Here is a 13,808-nt window from a genome sequence, read left to right as displayed (position 1 = left end):
CAAGACCCCGGCCGCTCAGGCGCGGCCGGGGTCTTGTTCAACGCAAGCAGTTTGTTCAGGACCAGCTGGCAACGCTGCCCTTGAGAATTTCCGCGGCGTTGCCGGCTACCGAACGGTTGTAGCGCGACAAATGCGGCGCCAGCGTAGTGAGCGCAAGGCAGGCTGCTTCAACCGCCCGTCCCTGGACCAGGTAGGTCAAAGCGAGGGTCGCCCGCGTTTCGTCGTACAGCGCCAAACCATAGCCCGCATCTGCATAGCGCTCAAGCTGCGCCTTGACCAGTTGCTCGCTCTCCTCCAGCCGCCCCAGGATGCGCAAGGTGCTGGCCAGCTGTATGGTTGCCCGCGCCTGGCGATAAGGATCGAGTCCATGGCTTGCCAAGGCAGCCCGGTACAGCGGCTCCGCGGCGGATTCCAGCCCGGCGGTATCGCGCGCGCAAGCGCGCTCGAACAAGGCCAGGGCGTCATCCGCAGGCCGCTCCGCCGCCAGCGTATCGATGCGGCTGACCAGGTCCTCGGTCGGCATCGCATCCACCTGCTTCCAGAGCGCGGCTACCCGCGCTTCCCAATCGTGCAGACCTTCGCTCATTGCTTGATGGCTGCCAGCGCGTTACGCATGTCGGTCTTCAGGTCCTCGATATTTTCGACTCCGACCGACAACCGCACCAGCGAATCGCTGATCCCCAGCTTGGCCCGGTGTTCCGCCGGAATGGTGGCGTGGGTCATGATGGCCGGATGTTCGATCAGGCTTTCCACCCCGCCCAGGCTCTCGGCCAGCGCAAAGATCTCGCAGCGTTCCAGGAAACGCCTGGCGCCGGCCAGGTCGCTGTCGAGCTCCACCGAGATGATGCCGCCGTAACCCTGCATTTGGCGTTGCGCCAGTTCGTGCTGCGGATGCGAAGCCAGGCCCGGATAGTGGACCCGTTTTACCAGCGGCTGGCTTTCCAGCCAGCCGGCCAGCTCCAGTCCGTTTTGGCAATGGCGCTCGACCCGCAGCGCCAGCGTCTTGACGCCGCGCAAGGCCAGGAAGCTGTCGAACGGCCCGGCGATGGCGCCCACCGCGTTTTGCAGGAAAGCCAGGCGTTCGCGCCATTCCGCCTGGCGCGCTTCGCGGCCGACCACGGCGATGCCGCCGATGATGTCGGAGTGGCCGTTCAGGTACTTGGTGGTGGAATGCAGCACCACGTCAAAACCCAAGGTCAGCGGCTGCTGCACCATCGGGCTGGCGAAGGTATTGTCGGCGACCGCGATAATGCCGCGCTCGCGGCAGATCTTAGCGATCGCCTCCAGGTCGGCCAGCTTCAGCATCGGGTTGGTCGGCGTCTCGACCCACACCATCTTGGTCTCCGGCCGGATCGCCGCCAGCAGGTTGGCAGGATCGACCAGGTTGACGAAACTGAACGACAGGCCGGCGCTGCGCTTGCGCACCTTGTCGAACAGGCGATAGGTGCCGCCGTACAAATCGTCGCCGGCGACCACGTGGGCGCCGCTGTCCAGCAATTCCAGGACGGTTGCGGCAGCAGCCATGCCGGAGGCGAAGGCAAACCCCTGGGAACCTTGTTCCAGGTCAGCCACGCAGCGCTCCAGCGCCCAGCGTGTCGGGTTGTGCGAGCGGCCGTAGTCGAGCCCCTTGTTGACGCCCGGGCTTTGCTGGACGAAAGTCGACGTGGCGTAAATCGGCGGCATGATGGCGCCGGTGGTAGGGTCGGGACTTTGCCCGGCGTGGATCACGCGCGTGGCGAAATGCAGGTCGGATTGATGTCCGGCGTCTTTGCTGCTGCTCATGAGAGACTCCTTCGAAGATGGTTGAGTAGATCGAATCGGGTAATCAGGCCGTAGAAACGGTCGCCGTCGGCAATGATGGCGACCAGGCCGCGGGCCAAGGTGCTGCGCAGCGCATCGACACTTGCGGTCGGCGCCAGTTTTTCGATCGCGCTGGTCATGGTGCTGCTTACCGGCTCGCTGAAATTGGCGGCGTCGGCGGCGATCTTGAGCAGCAGGTCGGATTCGTCGATGATTCCGATCACCTGCCGCTCTTGCCCGTCGATGACAGGCAGCTGCGAAACCTCGGCGCTGCGCATGCGGTTGAATGCGGTCATCAAGGTATCGCCGGGCGCCACGCTGATCACGCTGCCCTCTTCATAACGGCGGCCGATGATGTCGCGCAGGTCGCCCACGATCTCGCGCTTGAGCAAACCCTGGTCGTGCATCCAGTTGTCGTTGTACACCTTGGACAGGTAGCGCGTGCCGGTATCGCAAACGATGGTGACGACACGCTTCGGCTGGCTCTGTTCGCGGCAATAGCGCAGCGCCGCGGCCAGCAAGGTGCCGGTAGAAGAACCGCCGAGGATGCCTTCCGCCCGCACCAGTTCACGCGCGCTGCTGAAACTCTCTTCGTCGCTGATCGTATAGGTGTGCTTGACGCCGGACAGGTCGGCGATGGATGGCACAAAATCCTCGCCGATGCCTTCCACCGCCCACGAACCGGGGATCGATTCTATTTTTCCGGTATTGATGTATTCGGCCAGGATAGAACCCTTGGGATCGGCCAGCACAAATTCCAGCGCCGGCTGCGCCTTGCGGAAAAACCGCGTCAGACCGGTGATCGTGCCGGCCGAACCGACGCCGCAGACGATGGCGTCGAGCTGGTGCCCGCATTGCTCCCAGATCTCGGGAGCGGTGCTTTGTTCGTGCGCCAGCGGATTGCTTGGGTTGTTGAACTGGTCGGCATAAAAAGATCCCGGCATTTCGCGCGCCAGCCGCGCGGCATAATCCTGGTAGTACTCCGGGTGGCCTTTGCCGACGTCCGAACGGGTGATATGGATTTCCGCGCCCAGTGCTTTGAGGTGCTGTATTTTTTCTCCCGACATCTTGTCCGGCACCACCAGGATCACGCGGTAGCCCTTGGCGCAGGCCACCAGCGCCAGGCCCAGGCCGGTATTGCCGGCAGTAGCTTCGATCACGACGCCGCCGGGCCGCAGGCGGCCATCCTGCTCGGCCGCTTCTATCATGGACAGGCCGATGCGGTCCTTGATGGAGCCGCCGGGATTTTGCGATTCCAGCTTGAGGAACAGCTGGCAGCAGCCGGTATCGAGCCGCGTCACTTCTATCAATGGTGTATTGCCGATCAGGTCCAGCACCGCTGGGCGGCTCGATAAGTTCATGGGCAGGCCTTCCTGTTAGGAAATCGACAGCACTCGCCGTCTGTTTCGATCAAATTGACCGGCCTATCTTATCAGTTCTTCACTGGAACATTTTGGTGCAAGGAAACCGCGCGGCGAAAAAAAACCGGCCGGACGCAAACATCGCATCCGGCCGGCCTGGCAGCTTGCAAACCAAAAACGCTTAGAACTTGTAGGTGCCTGTTATATAGAACTGGCGTCCCAGCGGATCGGTGTAACGGGCATCGTAACCAACCTGGTTGCCGCCGCCCGCCGTCACCAGCGAAAGCGGCGGAGTACGGGCAAACAGGTTCTTGATGCCGCCCGTGAATTCCAGGCCCTTCTTGACCGTCATCTTGGTCTGCCAGTCGAACGTGGTGTAGGAAGCCACGTTATGGTTAGGCATGGCGACAAAGGCGCCGTACGAGCCGTCAGGATTGACGATGCGGACCGTGGCGTCGTCGGCCGTATAGGTCTGGTCATGATAACCGGAGCGATAGTTGGCGGTCAGGGTATGGGTAAACGTATCCGACTGCTTCCAGGATCCCGCCAGGCGTGAAATCACGCGGAACACCACGTTCTGGTCGGCGCCGTATTTGCCCAGGCTGCTCTGGGTGCCGGTTCCCGGGAAATCCTGCTCGGCTTTCAGCATGTAGGTGCCGGTCCATTGCAAACTCATGTCGCCGATCGGGGTCTTGGTCTTGAAGCTGTGGTCCCAGTCGATCCCCTGGTACTTGGCGCTGGCCAGGTTGACCGGGGTCTGCATGAAAGCGATCGTCTGCGATCCCTGGATCGGATCGTTGAACAGCGTGAACAGGTTGGAATAAGCCGCCGGATTGGCGAATGCAATATTTTCCTGCAGGATGCTGATCTGGTTCTTGATGCTGACGGTCCACAGGTCGAAACCGATCGATACATTACGTATCGGTTCAAGACGGAAGCCGACGGTGCTCTGTTTCGAGGTTTCCGGCTTCAGGCCGCTGGAACCGCTCAGTTGGTTACCGCCTTGCAGCACGTCATACTGGGTCACGCCCTGGCAGCCGGCAGCCCTTGGATCCGGCGCCGAAACCGGGCACGGGTGCTGCTGCGCGGTATTGCCGCTGAACTGGATCGGCGAAGTGATCTGCGACAGGGTCGGCGCCTTGAAGCCGGTGCCGTAGGAACCGCGCAGCAGCAGCGATTCGACCGGCTGCCAGCGCGCAGAAATCTTGTACGTCGATTTGCTGGCGGAGTTGCCCTGGGTCGCTGAACCGAGCGGGTTGCCGGCGTTGTCGAAGTTGGCGTCGTTTTTCGCCGCATCGTAGCTGTCGTAACGCAGTGCTGCCGTGACGTCCAGGTTCTTCATGACCGGCACCAGCATTTCAGCAAACGTGCCGTAGTTCATCCGGCTTGCCGAAAACGGCAAGGCGCCGGCGTTGCCGCCGATGATGGAATCGGTATAGTTCGGCTGCAAAGCGTTGGTGCTTTGCAAAATCGCGCTAGGACTGTCGGTATGCTGTTCCTTGGTCGCTTCCACGCCGAGGCCGATCTGCGCCATGCCGCCCGGCGCCTTGAACAGGTCATGCGAACCGTGCAGGTTGATCACATCCAGCTTGGAGGTCGCTTCGTCCAGCGTCTGGTGCAATACCGCCGGCGCCAGCGCCGCCACCCCGGAGCCCGAAGGCGCGAACGGATCGAAATTGCCGGCAGCGACGATGCTTTGGAACGCATTGTTGCTGAGATAGCCGTTTATCGCCTTGTCGTAGAACTTGTTTTGCGAATGGGTGTAGGACGCGTTGTAATCCCAGCCCTTGAAGTTGCCGTCCACGCCGAATGCCACATGCACGGCGTCGGTGCGGTATTCATCGGTGCGGCCGCCGGCATCGACCAGGCGCAGGTTCATCACCGCGCCCGAGATGTTGGCAGGGTTTTCTCCCAGCTGGGCCAGGTAAGGCGTCACGTATTTGGCATACAGGGGGCTGCTCAGCGACAGCGCCAAAGGCTGGGCCGACGGCGCATATTGCGGCGTGATGGAATAACGCGAAGCAACCGCCTCGGCAAACAGGGTGGTGTCGCTGTTGAGCTTCAGGTTGCCCGACAAGACAAAACTGTCGCGCTGCGATTCCGGTATCAGTTCGACCGTTGCCGCGTAGTTGAATTTACAGTAATTCCCGGCCTGGAAAGTATTCGGGCCGCAGCTGCCGTTTTTCAGGAAGTTGGGAGAAAACTGGGTTGGATCGGAACCGTCGGCATGGCGCAATGAAACGCCGCCGGGTGCGGTATAGCTGCTGAGCTGGTAGAGCGAATAATTCTGGCCGCCGACGCTGAAAGGCACCACGCCGCTGCTGGCGAACCCGCGCTGTCCGGCAACCAGGTTCTTTTGCTCGTCGTGGCTGTATGCCAGCAATATGTTGTAGCCATCCTTGTCGAGGTCGCCGAATCCTTTGGAGAGGCCTACATTGAAACTCTTGCCTCCGGCTTTGGTGGGGGCGTTATAGGTTGCGGTGATGGTGGCTTCAGTGGAATTTTTCTTGAGGATGAAGTTGACCACGCCGGCAATCGCGTCGGAGCCGTACAGCGCGGAAGCGCCGTCGGTCAGGATTTCAACCCGCTCGACCGCCGCCAGCGGAATGCTGCCGAGGTTGACCGCATAGTCGTTGTGGGAAATCGCCGATTTGGCGATGCGCCGTCCGTTCAGCAGCACCAGGGTGTAACCCGAACCGATGCCATGGATGGAGGCCGTCTCGACACCGCCGCCGTTGCCGTTGACCGAACTCGATTGCGGGATGAACCCCTGCATCGCCGGCAGGGCCTGGATCAGGTCGGCCACGCTGTTGGCGCCGCTCTTGGCGATATCTTCCTGGGTCAGCGTCTGCACCGGCAGAGCGCCTTCTTTCGTGATGCGTTTGATGGAAGAGCCGGTAATTTCAACGCGCTGCATTTGCTGCGGCGCATCGTCGGTCTTTGTCTCCTGTGCCTGCACTGAGTGAGCCAGCAGCCCCACTCCCACCACTACGCTGCCGGAAAACATCAGTCGTAGCAAATGCGGCAATCTTCTTTCTTTTATCATCACAACTCCCTATAGGTAAGTTTCAGAGTAGAAATTTACAGTTTTGTAAAAAATCAAACAGATTTGTTAATCGCCTTCTGAGCGATGCTTCGAAACCCATGCGCAACTGAAACAGGTTCCTCAGCGGTGAGGCTCTTTCTTGTGGATCCGTTTTCAAATCGCGATTTGTAATTGCCACTCAAAAACATTTCCACAGACACACTAAGCAACAAACATGCCACAAAACATATCGACGCTAAGCCATGCCTCTCCGCCTGGAGCGCCAGCAATGGCGCGCCAGAGCGCGGAGGAGCGATCGCTCTGGATGTAAATTACCGTAAAGAAACTAATAATAGGGATGGAAGAATGCTGGTGTAAATGGGATACAACATTTCGTGCTCTGAAAGAGTAACAAGCGTAAAAATTGTGTTCCGGGGAAATGATTTAGTGCATAGTGTCGGCCCTCGACTAGCTTCCGAGACCTCGCCGCTGGCACTTCGACAACAGTTGTTTGTACGCCAGCAATAGACGGTTACAAGCGGCTACACGCGTGAGCCGTGCACGTATTTATGCGGGTAATTTCGACGGCATGCCCAAAATCGGGAATGGAAAATGCACCGAAAAAATCGTGCCGGCAGAGACGCCGGATTCGACGCTGATCCTGGCCCCGTGGTCTTTGGCGATATCTCGCACGATCGCCAACCCCAGGCCATTGCCGGCAACGCTGTCGTCGAGGCGGCGGAAACGGTTGAAGATCAGTTCCTGCTCGGACGGCGTAATCCCCGGACCGGAATCTTCCACTGAAAAAATGCCGCCGTCCTTGCCATGCAGCGTGCTCACCGTCACCTTGCCGTTCGAGGGTGAATAGCGGATAGCATTGTCGACCAGGTTGTCGATCAGGTCGCGCAGCAGGAAATGATCGCCCATCACCCGTGTCGGCTGCAGATTGAAGCCAAGGTCGATGTTCTTCCGGTCCGCCTGTTCGACAAAATGCTGGATCGATTCCTCCACCAGCCGGTTCAGCTCGACCACCCGCAAGCGCTCCTTCTCGAACTTGGCCGGTTCCGCGCGCGCCAGCGTCAGCAGCTGGTTGGTCTGGCGGATCATGCGTTCGGTCGACGACGTCATCAGCGCGATCGAGTGCGCGCTTTCCGGTTCGCCGGCATGCTTCTGCAGCAGCCATTCCAGCTGCGTCCGGAATCCGGCCAGCGGCGTGCGCAGCTGGTGGGCCACGTTGGCGAGAAAATTCTGCTGCGCCTTGGCGTCCTGCTGCACTTTGTCCAACAGGCGGTTGATGGCTTGCACCACCGGGCTGAGTTCGAGCGGCACATGCCGTTCATCCAGCGCCGACAGGTCGTCGTTGCTGCGCGCCTCCAGGTCGGCAGTCATTTTCTTCAGCGGCAGCAATCCCCTGCCAAGCGCCAGCCAGATGACGGCCGCCAGCACCAGCGCCAACCCCGCCTCCAGCCACACCAGCCCCATCAAGATCCTGGTCTGGTCGAAAGCAGTCCGGGCCGGAATCCAGGCTAGCCAATAAGCCAGCCCGACGCCGGCCAGGTTGACGGCCAGCAGCGGGACCAGCAGCCACTTCAGCAGCCCGATGCGGATGCTGGGCTTGCTCATGGTTCGGTTTTTTCCAGCATGTAGCCAAACCCGCGTATGGTGCGGATCTCGATCCCGGCGTCGGCGATTTTCAAGCGGATCCTGGATATGTACACCTCGACCGCATTCAGGGTCAGCTCCGCGCCCCATGGCAGGATGGCGTCGATGATCTGCTGCCTGGATACGACGCGCGACGCTTGTTGCAGCAGGTATTCCAGCACGGCCCACTCGCGCACCGACAGCTCGATCGCCTTGCCGTTGATTTTTGCGCGCCGCGACGAGGTGTTCAGCGATAGCCCGCCCAGATGCATTTCCAGCGGCTGCGGCGCGCTACGGCGCAGCAGCGCGCGCACCCTGGCCACCAGCTCCTGCGTCGCGAACGGCTTCACCAGGTAATCGTCGGCGCCCAGCTCCAGCCCGTAGACCCGGTCTTGCACCGAGTCGCGCGCGGTCAGCAACAGCACCGGGACCTGGCTGCCGCGCGCGCGCAGGCGGCGGATCACTTCAAAACCGTCGATGCCTGGCAAGCCGATATCCAGCACCACCGCCGAAATTTCCGTGCGCTGCAGCAGCGCGTCGGCGTCGTTGCCGTTCTTCACCACGTCGACCACCATGCCGTGGCCTTTGAAAATGCGCAAGATGCCGTCCGCCAGCACCGAATCGTCTTCCACCAAAAGAATATGCACTTGATTTCCTTAGCTGCAACGGTTACTCACAAATAAGTCGCTGATTTTAGGGCCTGTTAACATTTGATTTGGGAGTGCGAACGCGCGGCAGGCGTTGCAGGCCTAGGCGCGGCGACGCGACGTAGCGGTGCTACGGCAAGGAGCCGCAACAACGGCATGCGACGCCTGCAGCCGTTCCCGGAGGGTTCCAACCAAAACGTGCGCTGGCCGCGTTGCATGGCTTGCAGGGGCGGCCAGCCCCTGCTACGCCACGCGCCTTGCCAGCACACGTTTTGGTTGGAACGCATCTCCCAAATCAAATGTTAACAGGCCCTAATGATGATGCAGCTATTTTGAACATTTTATTTTTGGCAATTCCGATGGCGGATCAAGAACCGAGCCCCGGCCGTCAGACCGGCAATGGATTGCGCTCCGTGAAGCCGCGCTGGTGCCAGTATGGATAGGCGACAGTCACCGCGCTGGCGGCATCCAGCCTGGCCACCTGCCCCGCGTCCAGGTTCCAGCCGATGGCGCCAAGGTTCTGCAGCAGCTGTTCTTCATTGCGGGCGCCGATCACCACCGTGGCGACGGTAGGCCGTTGCAGCAGCCAGTTCAGGGCGATCTGCGGGATGCTCTTGCCGGTTTCGGCAGAGATTTCCTTTAATGCGTCGACCACCCGGTACAGCAGTTCATCCGCCACCGGCGGCCCCATGTCAGCGGTCTTGTGCAGGCGGCTATGTTCCGGCAGCGGCTGGCCGCGCTGGATCTTGCCGGTCAGGCGGCCCCAGCCGAGGGGGCTCCAGACCACGGCGCCGACTCCCTGGTCGAGGCCCAGCGGCATCAGTTCCGATTCATAATCGCGGCCGATCAGCGAGTAATAGGTCTGGTTGGCGACATATTTCGGGTAGCCGTAGCGCTCAGCGACCGCCAGCGACTTCATCAGGTGCCAGCCGGAGAAATTCGATACGCCGACATAGCGGATCTTGCCGGCGCGCACCAGGTCATCCAGCGTCGACAGCACTTCTTCGACCGGGGTCAGGGCGTCGAATCCGTGCAGCTGGAACAGGTCTATGTAGTCGGTGCCGAGGCGCTTGAGCGCGGCGTCGCAAGCCTGGATCAGGTGATAGCGGGACGAGCCGACCGTATTCGGTCCCTCGCCGGTGCGGAAAGTCGCCTTGGTCGACAGCAGCACGCGGTCGCGCCGGCCTTTGATCGCTTCGCCAAGCACCGCCTCGGCGACGCCGTCGGAATAGATGTCTGCGCTGTCAAACATGGTCAGCCCGGCATCAAGGCAGATGTCCACCAGCCGCCTTGCCTCGGCAACATCGGTATTGCCCCACGCGCCAAAAAAATCGCCTTTGCCGCCAAACGTGCCTGTGCCGAAACTCAGTACCGGCACCTTGAATCCGGATGCTCCTAAACGTCGGTAGTCCATGATGAGCCTTTCGTTTAAAGAAACGGGATGAAAAAAATCCGCAAAAGCAGGGAAAAGTCGTCCGGTAATCATATCCCGTAACGGCTATCCGGACTTTTGGCGCGCCGTCGGCCGGATAAATCGCAGTGCTGCGATAATAAACGCTTGACCTAGAGTGCACTCTAATTTCTAAACTTTATTCCATGGCCACTTCCATCACGATCCAGCAAGCTGCGGCAGCCACCGGACTCAGCGTCCACACTTTGCGCTACTACGAAAAGATAGGCTTGATCGACCCTGTCCCGAGGCAAAGCAACCGGCATCGCCTGTACCGCCAGGAAGACCTGCGCTGGATTGAATTCCTGCTCAGGCTGCGCGCTACGGGAATGTCGATACAGCAGATGCTGCGCTACGCCGAACTGCGCAGGCTGGGGGATCAGCTTGGCAGTGTGTCAGAGCGCAAGACGTTGCTGCAACAGCATGCGGTTGCGCTGGAAGCCGAACTGCTGGAGCTGCAGGAAACGCTGGAGATGCTGCGCGACAAAGTCGCCCTGTATGCCGGCATGGAACGCCAGTTGAAAGCCCTTGACCACGCATGATTCACTTGGAGAAACACATGGAACAAAGCACTTACGAAAGAGGTTTGCAACGTTTGAAGGAAGTCGACGACATCGCCGGCGAAAAGGTGATCGACAGCCTGGCCGACATCTCTCCCGACCTCGGGCGCTATGTGATCGAATTCGGCTTCGGCGAAATTTATTCCCGTCCCGGCCTCAGCCTGCAGCAGCGTGAGCTGGCGACAGTGGCCGCGCTTACCGCGATGGGCACCGCGCAGCCGCAATTGAAAGTGCACCTGGCAGCCGCCCTGAACGTCGGTCTGTCGCGCCAGGAAATTACGGAAACCATCATGCAGATGGCGCTGTATGCCGGTTTTCCTGCGGCATTGAACGGCATGTTTGCAGCAAAGGAAGTGTTCGCTGAACACGACAGGCTGGCCCATCCCCAGTAAAACGGACTTTAAGGAAACAGCCGGGACCGTGCGTGGCTCCGGCTCGCTCCGTTTGATCAGGACGGAGCTGCAGCACAGATTCCGGATAACGGCAGACGACACTGCATGTGCGATTTTCCATACGATTTCCAGGATGATGATCCGGAAACAACCTGCCATGTGAACGCCCGATAAGGTGTCCGACTGTCAGGCCAAACGGCCATGGTGGCGGCCCTCGCAGCACGCATTGAACTCTGCTGTGACTGAAGTCTAAGTGACTGGCGCCGCCGGCAGGAAATACTGATTCTGGATATGGATATAAGAAAAAACGATGGCTCGCATGCCGGACTCACGGCCGCGCCAGGATCTTCGCATGCAGCCATTGCCCGCTGCGGCACAATTCGTCGGTCACCTCCAGCACCAGCCGCTCTACCGCCGCTGCCGCCGTGGTCAACGGAATATTCTTCGACGCGCAAAGCGTCAGCGTGCGCGACAGCTTTTCGCCGCTGATGGAATAAGCGTTCATCTCGCCGCGCTTGATTTCCGGCAGCAGCGGCGCTACCGGCAGGATGGTGGCGCCGATGTCGGCCAGGATGGCTGATTTCATGATCGTCACCGAACTGATTTCAATCACGTTGTCGAGCGTCAGGCCGGCGGCGCGCGCCACGCTCTCGATGCGCGGGCGCACCCCGTGCTGCATGCCGGGCAATATCAGCCGGGCCTTGACGGCGCGCGCGAAGGTTATCGAGCGGCGCCCGCCCGCATGCTGTGAACCGCTGCGCGTGATGAACATCATCTCCTCTTCCACCAGCGGCGTGGTGGCAAACGAAGCCAGCTGGCCGTCGTCGAACAGTATCGCCAGGTTGATGCGGCCGGTCTTCAATTGTTCGATCAGGTTACCGGTCAGTTCCTCCGTCAATTGCAGGGAAATATCAGGATAGCGGGCGCGCATTGCAGTCAGCAAAGGCAAGGCCAGGATGCCGGAGGCACTTTGCGGGATGCCGAGGGCGACCGTGCCGGTCGGCTTGTCGGTGGATTGGGCGACGGCCGACCGGGCGTCGATCACCTGCTTCAGGATCGCCTGCGCATGTTCATAAAAAATCTTGCCGGCGTCGGTGGCGATCACCCCTTGCGCGGAGCGGTGCAGCAGCTGCGCCGCCAGTTCATCCTCCAGCTGCTTGATCTGCTGCGTCAGGGCCGGCTGGGCGATATGCAAGACCCGCGCTGCGCGCGACAGCGAACCATGGTCGACGATGGCGACAAAATAGCGCAGTTGACGCAACTCCATGAAATAGAAACCTCAGTGCTGTGGGTGGATCTGCATTCCTCTCTTGCGGGCACGGCAGGAGTGCAAATCGGGGCTTTTGCCGCATGCTGCCGAGTATAGTTGAGATCATTGCAACGGGAGCGCTTTTTGATCCCGGCCGCCACGCCATCGGACAGCCAACGGCCCATTTCACCGCGAGCTGCCACTCCCCATACCTTGGCGGACGCAAGCGCGCCGTAGCCATTCCACCATCGTGCGGCTACAATGCATTGCAATCCGGCATCCCGGCCGAGCTGAGTTTTCCCCCGCCGTTTCTTATAACTAAACCAAGGTAGAGAGACATGCCAGATAATTCAAACGCGCCTGCCAGCAGTGCATTCGAAACCGCAACCTACGCCAAGGTCACCTGGCGCCTGCTGCCCATGCTGTTCCTCTGTTATGTCGCCTCCTACCTGGACCGCGTGAATGTCGGCTTCGCCAAGCTGCAGATGCTCAACGACCTGAAATTCAGCGAAACCGTCTACGGCCTGGGCGCGGGGATTTTCTTCATCGGCTACTTCATCTTTGAAATACCGAGCAACATGATTTTGCACCGGGTCGGCGCCCGGCTCTGGATCGCGCGCATCATGATCACCTGGGGCATCATTTCCGGGGCCATGATTTTTGTCGACAGCCCCACTACGTTTTATGTGATGCGGTTCTTGCTGGGCGTGGCCGAAGCCGGCTTTTTCCCGGGCGTCATCCTGTACCTGACATATTGGTATCCGGCACACCGGCGCGGCAAGATGACGGCGCTGTTCATGACCGGCGTGCCGATATCGGGCGTCATCGGCGGTCCGCTGTCGGGCTGGATCATGAAAGCCATGCCTGGCGTGCACGGCCTGGCGGGCTGGCAATGGATGTTTATCCTGGAGGCGATTCCTTCTTTGCTGCTGGGCGTGTTCGTGATCTTTTACCTGAAAGACCGGATCCGCGGCGCCGACTGGCTGAGCGAAGCCGAAAAGCAATTGCTGGAAGCACAGATACAGGCCGAAAGCAGCCAGAAGCAGGAAGCCTCGCTGGGCCAGATGTTCGCCAACCCGCGCGTATGGCTGATGGCGCTGATCTACTTCTGTTTTGTCATGGGCCTGTACGGCGTCAGCTTCTGGCTGCCGACCATCATCAAGGCTACCGGCGTGACAGACACCTTCAATATCGGCCTGCTGACCGCGATCCCTTACGCCAGCGCCGCCATCGCCATGATCCTGATCGGCCACAGCGCCGACAGCCGGCGCGAACGGCGCTGGCACGTGGCGATCCCGGCGCTGCTCGGCAGCGTCGGACTGATCCTGAGCACCGTGTACGACCACAATACCGTGCTGGCGATGTCGGCGCTGACCCTGGCGACCATCGGCATCATTACCGTACTGCCGCTGTTCTGGAGCTTGCCGACCGCATTCCTCGGCGGCGCGGCGGCGGCGGCCGGGATTGCGCTGATCAATTCGCTGGGCAACCTGGCCGGCTTCGTCAGCCCCTACCTGGTCGGCTGGCTGAAGGACCAGACCCAGAGCACCAACAGCGGCATGTTCGTGCTGGCGGCATCATTGGTGCTGGGCGCCTTGCTGACGCTTTCGGTGCCGAAACACCTGGTCAACAAATAAACCGCAACCGCCTGCAGCGGCTCACGTCTTTTATTGAAAGGATGGC

11 protein-coding genes are annotated in these 13,808 nt (G+C 60.5%); 3 read left to right on the top strand and 8 right to left on the bottom strand.

Going from position 1 to position 13,808, the window contains the following annotated elements:
- Positions 1-55: 55 nt before the first annotated feature.
- From V8G57_RS00670 to V8G57_RS00640, 7 genes are all read right to left on the bottom strand, one after another.
- On the bottom strand, positions 56-586 hold the full coding sequence (locus V8G57_RS00670; protein ID WP_342827772.1) for a tetratricopeptide repeat protein: 531 nt from the start codon (positions 584-586) through the stop codon (positions 56-58).
- Positions 583-1,782 carry a trans-sulfuration enzyme family protein gene (locus V8G57_RS00665; RefSeq protein WP_342827771.1) on the bottom strand — a complete coding sequence of 400 codons (1,200 nt, stop codon included), beginning with the start codon at positions 1,780-1,782 and terminating at the stop codon, positions 583-585. Before V8G57_RS00665 ends, V8G57_RS00670 begins: the two co-directional genes overlap by 4 nt.
- Positions 1,779-3,161 carry a pyridoxal-phosphate dependent enzyme gene (locus V8G57_RS00660; RefSeq protein WP_342827770.1) on the bottom strand — a complete coding sequence of 461 codons (1,383 nt, stop codon included), beginning with the start codon at positions 3,159-3,161 and terminating at the stop codon, positions 1,779-1,781. The genes V8G57_RS00665 and V8G57_RS00660 overlap by 4 nt, the downstream gene beginning before the upstream one ends.
- Positions 3,162-3,342: 181 nt before the next feature.
- Positions 3,343-6,207 (bottom strand): TonB-dependent receptor domain-containing protein, encoded by a 2,865-nt coding sequence (locus V8G57_RS00655; protein ID WP_092402108.1) that lies wholly within the window; start codon positions 6,205-6,207, stop codon positions 3,343-3,345.
- A 546-nt stretch (positions 6,208-6,753) separates the two neighbouring features.
- A complete protein-coding gene (locus V8G57_RS00650) occupies positions 6,754-7,809 on the bottom strand; it encodes a sensor histidine kinase (protein ID WP_342827769.1) in 1,056 nt (351 codons plus the stop codon).
- A complete protein-coding gene (locus tag V8G57_RS00645) occupies positions 7,806-8,474 on the bottom strand; it encodes a response regulator transcription factor (protein WP_092402114.1) in 669 nt (222 codons plus the stop codon). Before V8G57_RS00645 ends, V8G57_RS00650 begins: the two co-directional genes overlap by 4 nt.
- A gap of 388 nt (positions 8,475-8,862) precedes the next feature.
- Positions 8,863-9,888: an aldo/keto reductase gene (locus V8G57_RS00640; protein ID WP_342827768.1), complete on the bottom strand. Its 1,026-nt coding sequence runs from the start codon at positions 9,886-9,888 to the stop codon at positions 8,863-8,865.
- Between the two features lie 182 nt (positions 9,889-10,070).
- Here V8G57_RS00640 and V8G57_RS00635 point away from each other — a divergent pair, with 182 nt between their 5' ends.
- Positions 10,071-10,466: a MerR family transcriptional regulator gene (locus V8G57_RS00635; protein WP_092402120.1), complete on the top strand. Its 396-nt coding sequence runs from the start codon at positions 10,071-10,073 to the stop codon at positions 10,464-10,466.
- Between the two features lie 17 nt (positions 10,467-10,483).
- Positions 10,484-10,876 carry a carboxymuconolactone decarboxylase family protein gene (locus V8G57_RS00630; protein ID WP_092402123.1) on the top strand — a complete coding sequence of 131 codons (393 nt, stop codon included), beginning with the start codon at positions 10,484-10,486 and terminating at the stop codon, positions 10,874-10,876.
- 328 nt (positions 10,877-11,204) lie between these two features.
- Here V8G57_RS00630 and V8G57_RS00625 read toward each other — a convergent pair whose 3' ends face one another.
- A complete protein-coding gene (locus V8G57_RS00625; protein WP_092402126.1) occupies positions 11,205-12,143 on the bottom strand; it encodes a LysR substrate-binding domain-containing protein in 939 nt (312 codons plus the stop codon).
- Between the two features lie 320 nt (positions 12,144-12,463).
- Here V8G57_RS00625 and V8G57_RS00620 point away from each other — a divergent pair, with 320 nt between their 5' ends.
- A complete protein-coding gene (locus tag V8G57_RS00620) occupies positions 12,464-13,762 on the top strand; it encodes an MFS transporter (RefSeq protein WP_092402129.1) in 1,299 nt (432 codons plus the stop codon).
- Positions 13,763-13,808 lie beyond the last annotated feature (46 nt).

Origin of the sequence: Collimonas rhizosphaerae (assembly GCF_038896935.1) — a bacterium.
Lineage (GTDB): Bacteria > Pseudomonadota > Gammaproteobacteria > Burkholderiales > Burkholderiaceae_D > Collimonas > Collimonas rhizosphaerae.
This window is presented reverse-complemented; position numbering and strand designations above follow the sequence as displayed.

Coding starts and splice junctions, on each gene's coding strand:
- V8G57_RS00625 (WP_092402126.1), bottom strand. CDS start 12,143: ATGGAGTTGCGTCAACTGCGCTATTTTGTCGCCATCGTCGACCATGGT.
- V8G57_RS00660 (WP_342827770.1), bottom strand. CDS start 3,161: ATGAACTTATCGAGCCGCCCAGCGGTGCTGGACCTGATCGGCAATACA.
- V8G57_RS00640 (WP_342827768.1), bottom strand. CDS start 9,888: ATGGACTACCGACGTTTAGGAGCATCCGGATTCAAGGTGCCGGTACTG.
- V8G57_RS00670 (WP_342827772.1), bottom strand. CDS start 586: ATGAGCGAAGGTCTGCACGATTGGGAAGCGCGGGTAGCCGCGCTCTGG.
- V8G57_RS00650 (WP_342827769.1), bottom strand. CDS start 7,809: ATGAGCAAGCCCAGCATCCGCATCGGGCTGCTGAAGTGGCTGCTGGTC.
- V8G57_RS00665 (WP_342827771.1), bottom strand. CDS start 1,782: ATGAGCAGCAGCAAAGACGCCGGACATCAATCCGACCTGCATTTCGCC.
- V8G57_RS00630 (WP_092402123.1), top strand. CDS start 10,484: ATGGAACAAAGCACTTACGAAAGAGGTTTGCAACGTTTGAAGGAAGTC.
- V8G57_RS00620 (WP_092402129.1), top strand. CDS start 12,464: ATGCCAGATAATTCAAACGCGCCTGCCAGCAGTGCATTCGAAACCGCA.
- V8G57_RS00655 (WP_092402108.1), bottom strand. CDS start 6,207: ATGATAAAAGAAAGAAGATTGCCGCATTTGCTACGACTGATGTTTTCC.
- V8G57_RS00635 (WP_092402120.1), top strand. CDS start 10,071: ATGGCCACTTCCATCACGATCCAGCAAGCTGCGGCAGCCACCGGACTC.